This is a genomic window from Nostoc sp., from assembly GCF_054880495.1.
In genome coordinates this window covers 46,225-55,724 of sequence record NZ_JBTYKD010000078.1, presented here as the reverse complement: position 1 = coordinate 55,724, position 9,500 = coordinate 46,225, and the positions used below count along the sequence as shown (strand labels likewise).

7 protein-coding genes are annotated in these 9,500 nt (G+C 44.5%); all 7 read left to right on the top strand.

The features are described 5' to 3' along the window. Positions 1 to 119: 119 nt before the first annotated feature. The 7 genes from ACYTXL_RS09160 to pyk all read left to right on the top strand — a co-directional run bounded on the left by ACYTXL_RS09160 (position 120) and on the right by pyk (position 9,493). Complete coding sequence (locus tag ACYTXL_RS09160; RefSeq protein ID WP_461924451.1) at positions 120 to 524, top strand: NIL domain-containing protein; 405 nt, start codon at positions 120 to 122, stop codon at positions 522 to 524. Between the two features lie 239 nt (positions 525 to 763). Continuing rightward, positions 764 to 1,747, top strand: coding sequence for a CHAD domain-containing protein (locus ACYTXL_RS09155; RefSeq protein WP_461924449.1), 984 nt, complete (start codon positions 764 to 766; stop codon positions 1,745 to 1,747). 463 nt (positions 1,748 to 2,210) lie between these two features. Next, entirely contained in the window at positions 2,211 to 3,809 is a 1,599-nt protein-coding gene (locus ACYTXL_RS09150) for a B12-binding domain-containing radical SAM protein (protein WP_461924448.1), read from the top strand. Between the two features lie 749 nt (positions 3,810 to 4,558). Next, entirely contained in the window at positions 4,559 to 5,602 is a 1,044-nt protein-coding gene (locus ACYTXL_RS09145) for a DUF2891 domain-containing protein (RefSeq protein ID WP_461924447.1), read from the top strand. Positions 5,603 to 5,981: 379 nt separating this feature from the next. Then, the gene (locus ACYTXL_RS09140; protein ID WP_461924446.1) at positions 5,982 to 6,143 is read left to right on the top strand and encodes a hypothetical protein; all 162 of its coding nucleotides are present in this window, start codon (positions 5,982 to 5,984) and stop codon (positions 6,141 to 6,143) included. 114 nt (positions 6,144 to 6,257) lie between these two features. After that, positions 6,258 to 7,301: a type I glyceraldehyde-3-phosphate dehydrogenase gene (gene gap / locus ACYTXL_RS09135; protein WP_461924445.1), complete on the top strand. Its 1,044-nt coding sequence runs from the start codon at positions 6,258 to 6,260 to the stop codon at positions 7,299 to 7,301. A gap of 761 nt (positions 7,302 to 8,062) precedes the next feature. Further along, complete coding sequence (gene pyk, locus ACYTXL_RS09130; RefSeq protein ID WP_461924444.1) at positions 8,063 to 9,493, top strand: pyruvate kinase; 1,431 nt, start codon at positions 8,063 to 8,065, stop codon at positions 9,491 to 9,493. Positions 9,494 to 9,500 lie beyond the last annotated feature (7 nt).

Below are 9,500 nucleotides of genomic sequence, written 5' to 3'. Positions count from 1 at the left end.
GCTCCGCTCCACCCAACCTACGTCTAGGTCTAATGCACTATTTTAGCCTAGAGGGTCCACTACGTGCATTTCAAAAATCAAATACTAGTCCTATAACAGAAAAAACCTCTGCTAATCCGATGAAAAAACGAGTAACACTCACCTTCCCAAAACGCGCCGTGCAAATGCCAGTGACTTACGTACTGGCCAAAGAGTTCAACGTCGCCGCCAATATTATCCGCGCTCAAGTTGCCCCAAATCAAATTGGTAAACTGGTAGTAGAACTATCGGGAGATATCGATCAATTAGATGCGGCGATCGAGTGGATGCGATCGCGCCATGTTAACGTTTCTCATACATTAGGGGAAATTGCGATCAATCCAGATGTCTGTGTCCACTGTGGCTTGTGTACTGGGGTTTGTCCTACCGAAGCCCTCACCCTCCACCCAGAGACATTCAAGTTGACATTCACGCGATCGCGCTGTATCGTCTGCGAACAGTGTATTCCCAGCTGTCCCGTACAGGCAATCTCTACTAACCTTTAAGATTACCCCATACACCAGGGATGATTCCCCATCTAACTTTCTCAGAAATCTAAAATCCCAAATTGATTTTAGCCCAACTTAAACACATCCGCTATTACTATAGAAGAGTATGGAACTATCAATAGACATAAGTATAGTCTACAATCCTGATTACATAAAAACATATCAAAAGTAGATGCAGCTTTTTAACTAATGTTATTATGCAATAACCTCATGAGGTATTGTCATTAAGATCAATTATGAAATTAGCCACAGAAACCACGGTAAAAACTCTAGGGGACTACGCCTACCAAGCGATTGAAAAACACTTTAAGAAAACCTTAAAGTGGGAAAAATCAGTGAAGAAAGATGAAGATCCAGAAGCACTGCACCAAATGCGAGTGGGAATGCGTCGCCTACGGACGGCTGTAACTAGGTTTGGGCTAGCAGTGGATGTGTTGAAACCAGTCAGCGATAAAAATATCGGTAAAATAGCCCGTCGTCTTGGTAATCTCCGAGATTTAGACGTACTCAAAGAAAGTTTGGAAAACAATTATAAACCAAACTTACCCCGCAAAGAACAGGAATCTCTGCAAACAGCTTTCACAGCTTTGGCTAAACAACGTGAAGATGTACTATCGAATGTGCAGAAAACGTTAAAGGATGAATCTTACAAGTCTCTCAAAGATTCCTTAGACAAGTGGTTAGAGAAACCCAGTTATCAACCTTTGGCATCTTTTAGCATTCAGCAAGTGCTACCAGACTTACTTTTACCAGAAGTGAGTAACTTGTTACTGCATCCGGGTTGGCTAGTTGGCACGGAATTTGTGGATTCAGAAGTGAAAATTCAGAAAAACTGGGAACCAGAAAAGATAGAAAAACAATTAACAATAGAAGGTGGAATTCTTCACAGTTTGCGAAAAGAAGCTAAACGTGTACGCTACCAGATGGAGTTATTTAGTGACTTATATGGTGAGTCTTACGCAGCTTATCTTACAGAAGTGAAAAATATCCAAGAAATTTTGGGTACTATGCAAGATAGTGCTGTCTTAACTGACTGGCTTTCAGATGTCCTCAAGTCAGAAATTCAGACTCAGTTACCCACCCTTGCTAAATTATTAACTGAAAATCGTTATCAGTCGTGGAAGCAGTGGCAACCCTTACAAGAACGGTATCTGAAAGCTGAAACCAGGCATAGTTTTCATTTAACAATACTGCACCCGCTTTCAGGGGTAATAAATTAAAAGTTACTCTTTGTTGGGCAAGGATTGGACTAACCAGTACAGGCGTAATGCTAGAGAAAGCATTACCTTGTGCCATATCCCGTTAGAAAGTTCCAAATAAATGCACGAATTACGGTGTGGGTGCAGGATTTGGATGTTTTGCTGATTCCAGATTTTTAGAGCCGAGAAAATGGGCTGTCATACCCCAATACTCAATCAAATAGTAATAATCTCCCTAACAAGATATTGCTTTCTCTAAATCAGTCATAGTATAACGTTCATTAATCAGATGAGGTAGATCATAGCCCCCTCCTCGCTTGCTCTTAGGAGGTTGGGGGTGGGGTTCTTGTACTTCACAAGGGTCGAGAACCACTATAGAGATTACAACTACTGTATAGAGAAGCTTTTCTAATCTGTTGTCAGACTGATTCAGCTTTAAATAAACTCAACTAGCAGCAAACATCAAAGGTTATAAGCATCGAATATGAACATTTTACTTTTATATCCCCGTTTTCCAAAAAGTTTTTGGTCTTTTGAAAAGACACTGGCTTTATTAGACCGCAAAGCAATGCTACCGCCTTTAGGCTTGGTAACTGTAGCCGCAATTTTACCGCAAGAATGGGAGTTTAAGCTAGTAGATCGAAATGTTCGCGTCTGTACAGAAGCAGAATGGGCTTGGGCAGATTTGGTTATTATGTCGGCGATGATTGTGCAAAAAGAGGATTTGCTTTCTCAGATATTAGAAGCAAAGCAGAGAGGTAAGCGAGTTGCTGTAGGTGGGCCATTTCCGACAGCGTTACCCAATGAAATGACATCCGTTGGGGCAGACTATTTGATATTAGATGAAGGGGAAATCACCCTACCTTTATTTGTAGCAGCGATCGCACGCGGCGATCGCACAGGCATTTTTCGCTCTGATGGTGAAAAACCAGATGTCACCAATACTCCGATTCCTCGCTTTGACTTACTAGAGTTTGATGCTTATGCGGAGATGTCGGTGCAATTTTCCCGTGGATGTCCCTTTCAGTGTGAGTTTTGTGACATTATTGTACTCTACGGTCGCAAACCCCGCACTAAAGACCCAGATCAATTATTAGCAGAACTTGATTATCTCTACAAACTGGGTTGGCGGCGCAGTATTTTTATGGTGGATGACAACTTCATCGGTAATAAGCGGAATGTCAAATTATTTTTGAAGTCTCTTCTGCCCTGGATGGTGGAACATAACTATCCCTTTTCTTTTGCTACAGAGGCTTCAGTTGATTTAGCCCAAGATCAAGAACTGATGGATTTGATGGTAGTGTGTAATTTTGGAGCCGTTTTTCTGGGAATTGAAACCCCCGACGAAGAAAGTCTCACTTTCACTCAAAAATACCAGAATACCAGAGACTCGCTCAGTGAAGCGGTGCATAAGATTACCCGCTCAGGGCTGCGAGTCATGGCAGGCTTTATCATTGGTTTTGATGGCGAGAAGACAGGAGCAGGCGCACGAATTGTCAAGTTTGTCGAGCAAACAGCAATTCCCACAGCCTTATTTAGTATGCTGCAAGCACTTCCAGATACAGCCCTCTGGCATAGATTAGAAAAGGAAGGACGACTCCGCAACAAATCAGCCAATATCAACCAAACCACGTTGATGAATTTTGTGCCAACTCGACCGTTAGAAGACATCGCTCACGAATATGTGCAGGCGTTCTGGGATTTGTATGAGCCAGAGCGGTTTTTGGAGCGTACATACAAACACTTCCGTCTTTTGGGGGAAGCAACCTATCCGAAAAAGGGCAAAGCTCCTAATAAACCATTGAACTGGAAAGTACTCCGGGCGTTGCTGGTGATTTGCTGGCGCCAAGGTATACGTCGTCAGACGCGCTGGCAATTCTGGCGCAACTTGTGGAGCATGTATCAGCATAATCCGGGTGGGGTGAGTAGCTACTTAGCTGTTTGTGCCCAAATTGAGCATTTCTTGGAGTATCGCCAAATTGTCCGGGATGAAATTGAGGCTCAAGTAGCTGAATTTCTGGAAGCAGAAGCTAGGGTAAAACCGGAAGCAGAAGTGATGGAAGTGTTAGGAAGCTTCAAATAATAACTCAGATCACAATAGGCTTGGGTTAAGACAAATTGTCGGGTGTGTTATGCCATTTCACACAAACCCTGATACATATAGATTTCTCGTAGGGGCACAGAAAAAGCTCATTGGTGTCAACTTCAGAAAAAATCTGCTTTGAGAAGGCGTTTTGCCCTTATCCCCTAACCCCTTCTCCCAACTTGGGAGAAGGGGAACTAGAGAATTTGCTCCCCTCTCCCAATTTTGGGAGAGGGGCTGTTCTTGTGAGGGTCAAACCTCGAAAGCATGCCTTGCTTAACTCCTACGTTAAGTTGACACCAATGAGCATTGCTGTGCCCCTACCAAAGTATTTGTATCATTATTAAACAGGACTTACGCAAACAATAGCTGAAACCCTGATTTATAGGTAGGGGCAATACCCTGCGGGAAGCCTTCGTCTACATGAATTGCCCCTACCGCGTATAGTTTTGCGTAAGTCCTATTAAAGTGAAACGGTACTAGCGATCGCATTAAGATTGCATCAGATTAAGATGCAATCTTAATGCGTCCCCTTACAATGCCAATGCGTCCCCTTGCAATGCCAATCCGTTCCTCTGCATTAAAAACGCTACACTTTTATGCAAAACTGTACTAAGAAATAAGAATTAATAACATACAATTTATGTCCCAGGCTTACCTCACCCTCAATCCCTCTCCTAATAAAGGAGAGGGAAGCTAGATACAGGATGAAGTTTTGCATTTTATTTAATCCACGTTCCTAAGTGACCATGCCAGCCGATAATTTAGAGATTAATGAAACGACTGCGGCACAATTTGCTCAATTAGTGCTGGATTGTATCGGGCGGGAGTATCCTAACAGTAATCTGTATTGGGCTGATAGCGACGAGGATATAAAACCACCGCGTAAATTGACTCCTGCTTTTTATGGCTGCTTAGATTGGCATTCAGCCGTACATGGTCACTGGTTGTTGCTACGTCTGATGCGTCACTTTCCTGAAGCCTCCTTCTATGCAGTGTCAAAGCAAGCACTTGGGCAGAGTCTAACACCGGAGAAAATTCAAGGAGAGATTGCCCATTTTCAACGGCTACCCTTTTATGAATTTCCTTATGGTGTGGCATGGCTTCTGCAACTGGCTGCGGAACTTCACGAGTGGAATCATCCTCAAGGGAAAGAATGGCAGCTTGTATTGGAACCGCTAGAAAAGTTGATTGCAGGTAATTTACAGCGTTGGATTGATGCACTAAAACTTCCAAATCGCACGGGGATGCATAGCCAAACAGCTTTTGCACTTGGTTTGATACTAGATTGGGCACGAATTACCGAAAATGCTGACTTCATTCAGTTAGTGGAGAATAAAGCACGGCAATTCTATCTTAGCGATCGCAATTACTCCTTACAATTTGAGCCGCTTGGCTACGATTTTCTCTCTCCTGGACTTGCGGAAGCAGACTTGATGCGGCGAGTCCTCCCAACAACAGCTTTCACTGACTGGCTGACCAATTTTCTTCCCCAAATACCGATTCAGAATTCAGCAAATTGGTTAGAACCGAACATAGTAGATAATCCTCAAGATTATATGCAATCCCACTTCTACGGTCTTAATCTCAGTCGTGCTTGGATGCTTGAGGGGATCATCTCTAGATTAGCAAATAGCGATCGCCGCATAGAAACACTTCGCTCGGCTGCCGTTGACCATCGTCACAATGGACTAGCAAATGTTGTAAGTGAACATTATGCAGCTAGTCACTGGCTAGGAACTTTTGCTGTTTACCTTTTAACAAATCGTGGGTTGCAAGGGCAAATTATTTAAATAGTCTGGGCGATCTATAGCAATCCTATTTGATTTCTGAAAAAATCTCGGTAGTCTTGTAGTAGCCACTCTTGGCTAGAATGTTGCAAAAAAATTGTAGGTTGGGTGAAGGCTTTGCCAAAGCCAACATCCTGATAATCAGTTGGGTTGCGCTCCGCTCGACCCAACCTATGTCTAATGCACTATTATTAGCCTAGAGGGTCCACTACGTGCATTTCAAAAATCAAATACTAGTCCTATATAGCAATCCTATTTGATTTGTGAAAATTGCAAGCCATAGATCCCCGACTTCTTTGAGAAGTCGGGGATCTTGTTTCTCACGAATGATTCAGGATTGCTATAACAATGTATCAAAACTGTTTAAATCGGGGTTTTCCCAATGCCCAATACTTCTCTACGAGAGGCTGCGCCAACGGCTTCGCTCAGTACAAGTGCCCAATGCCCAATACTTCTCTACGAGAGGCTGCGCCAACGGCTTCGCTCAGTACAAGTGCCCAATCCCCAATGCCCAATGCCCCAATCCTTAAAAGATGCCAAGTAAACATGGCTTAACCGATTGAAACTGTCAGGATCAGATAGTAAAGAGTAAAAGGCAATCTATTTTGACTTTTAACTTTCTCCTTTTGTTCAACTTTCCACAACGGGAGGTTTAATCTTGACTAAATTAAAAGTTGGTATCAATGGCTTCGGTCGAATCGGGCGACTTGTGCTTCGCGCTGGCATCGATAACCCTAACATTGAGTTTGTGGGGATTAACGACTTAGTACCACCAGATAACCTCGCTTATCTATTAAAGTACGACTCAACCCACGGTAAACTTAAGCTTAAGGTTGAAGCCAAGGAAGATGGCATCCTCATTGACGGGCACTTTATCCCTTGTGTGTCGGTGAGGAATCCAGCCGAGTTGCCTTGGGGACAATTAGGTACAGATTATGTGGTAGAATCTACGGGACTCTTCACTGGCTATGAAGGGGCGGCAAACCACCTGAAGGCAGGTGCAAAGCGAGTGATAATTTCCGCTCCCACTAAAGATCCAGATACAGTTCCTACCCTACTGATGGGTGTAAATCATCACCTTTTTGACCCCAGGAAGGATCTCATTGTCTCCAATGCTAGCTGCACTACAAACTGTCTAGCTCCCATCGCTAAGGTTATTAATGACAACTTTGGGTTGACCGAAGGGTTGATGACCACAGTCCACGCCATGACTGCCACCCAGCCAACAGTAGATGGACCCAGCAAGAAGGACTGGCGAGGTGGTCGAGGTGCAGCCCAAAATATTATTCCCTCCTCCACAGGCGCAGCTAAAGCTGTAGCACTGGTTTTACCAGAATTGAAGGGCAGGTTGACTGGTATGGCATTTAGAGTTCCGACTCCCGATGTCTCTGTAGTTGATTTAACTTTCAAAACTGCCAAAGCCACTAGTTATCAAGAAATCTGTGCTGCGATGAAGGAGGCTGCCGCCGGTTCACTAGCAGGTATTTTGGGCTACACAGATGAAGAAGTAGTTTCTACAGATTTTCAAGGGGATACCCATTCCAGTATCTTTGACGCAGGTGCTGGTATTGAGTTGAACTCTCACTTCTTCAAGGTAATTGCTTGGTATGACAACGAGTGGGGCTACTCAAATCGCGTCATTGACCTGATGTTATCTATGTCACAGAAGGAAAAACTCGCACCGACAGCAGCTGTGGTTTGATTTGTCATTTGTCATTGGTCATTTGTCATTGGTCATTTGTCATTTGTGATTAACTCTTGACTTTTGAACGCCAGTTCGCACAAGTAGCGATACCCGGATATGCAACTGGCTGCCCTTGACTTTTGGAATGTGGGTTAAATGGTAATACAGTTCAGTTAAGGATTTCTTCCTTCTCTTTCTTCTCTTCCTTCTCTGCGAGACGCTGCGCGAATGCGTCCTTCTCTACGAGACGCTACGCGAACGCGTCCTTCTCTTCTTGTTAGGTTTATATTCCATGCAGTTGAGAACCGCTATAAACAAAGTATCTTTTTTAGCAAACCAGTGATATGAAACACATCTGAATTTAGATGCTTTGTGCGATCGCTACGACGCTCTACGCCTACGCACGCGTATAATACCAATTCTCCAGAAGGCTAAAGATTTAAACCGGGAAACCCAAAAAAAATCTGAAGTCTATTAATTATGGGCGTTGCATATTTGCGGGATGATTTTGCTGGTTTTGTGGGATGGACAGCGTTCGACTGAGCGCTCACGCCGAAGTCTTGCTTGTCCTTTGTATTTCCGGGCGACCAGGATGCCCGCCCCACAAGAATGATCCCTATTTTATCTAACGGCTAATTACGTTAGCGAGTCAGACGCTACGCACAGTCGCTAACCCTTCTCTACCAGACGCGCAAGGGACGCTCCTTGAGCGTGATTACAAATTACGAATTGGTATAAAACATCCAAATTTGCAGGTTACTCCTCAACCCCTAATCCCTATGCGTCGAACTAAAATCATTTGTACTGTTGGACCTGCTACATCTGCACCTGAAAAGCTGCAAGCCTTAGTAGAAGCTGGAATGAATGTGGCGCGGCTGAATTTTTCCCACGGAGCCTATGAATTTCACGCCCAAACGGCTCAGTATCTCAGGCAGATTAGTACTGAGCAGCAAAAGCCGATCGCAATTATGCAAGACCTCTGTGGCCCCAAGATTCGTTTGGGAATTTTACCACCGGAAGGGTTAAATCTGGAAGCTGGTAGTGAAGTTACCTTTGTTTTGCAACAAAAGGGTGAGAGTATCGACGAACTACCTCTACCATTGCCGACTTTATTTGCAATGGTGCGACCAGGCGAACCGATTTTGATTAATGATGGTCGTGTTAAGTTGATTGTCACCGATCGCGATGCCGATCGCATTCGGGCAGAAGTGAAAATTGGCGGGTTAATTTCCACACACAAGGGAGTGAACCTGCCACAAACTCCTTTACCTGTGAGTTCAATCACCGAAAAAGACTTGCTGGATTTGCGCTTTGGGATTCAGTTGGGTGTAGACTGGGTGGCAGTGTCCTTCGTGCGATCGCCACAAGACTTAGAACCCGCCCGCAGGATGATTGAAGCAGCTGGCGCTTCCATCCGCTTAATTGCCAAAATCGAAAGGGCAGAGGCAGTAGAGCAGTTTGACTCCATTTTGAAGGTTGCCGACGGGATCATGATTGCCCGTGGCGATTTGGGCGTAGAAATGCCAATTCATGAAGTCCCTCTGATTCAAAAAGATATAACTCGCCGTTGCAATCGTGCTGGCAAGCCGGTGATTACAGCCACGCAAATGCTAGAGTCGATGATTAGCTCGCCCGATCCCACCCGCGCCGAAGCAACTGATGTTGCCAACTCCATCTTAGATGGTACGGATGCGGTAATGCTTTCTGGTGAAACAGCTGTCGGACAATATCCCGTCGCCGCCGTCCAGATGATGCACAATATCGCCGTGCGGACAGAACAAGCTTTAGATGAGGGTAGCAGACATTCTTGGTGCCATGAGGCAGGCAGTCTCAGCGTTACCGAATCCGTAGCAGAATCGGTGTGTCGCATCGCTTATGAAACAGGCTCACGGGCAATTCTCTGTAACACGACCTCAGGAAATACGGCGAGAATGGTGTCTAAATATCGGCCAACTTCTGCCATTATTGCCCTCACCCCTGACATCACCGCTTATCGGCAGCTAGCACTTTCTTGGGGTGTGGAACCTTTGCTGATCCCACCAGTCCACAATGCCGAAGAGATGTTTAGCAATGTGGTAAACACAGTTTTAGAGATGGGTCTAGCGAATAAGGGCGATAAGGTGGTAATTACCTCTGGTGTTCCAATTGGTAAATCGGGAACAACTAGTTTAATCAAAGTGCATTCCATTGGACAGCCAATTTCAGCATAAGGCTCTT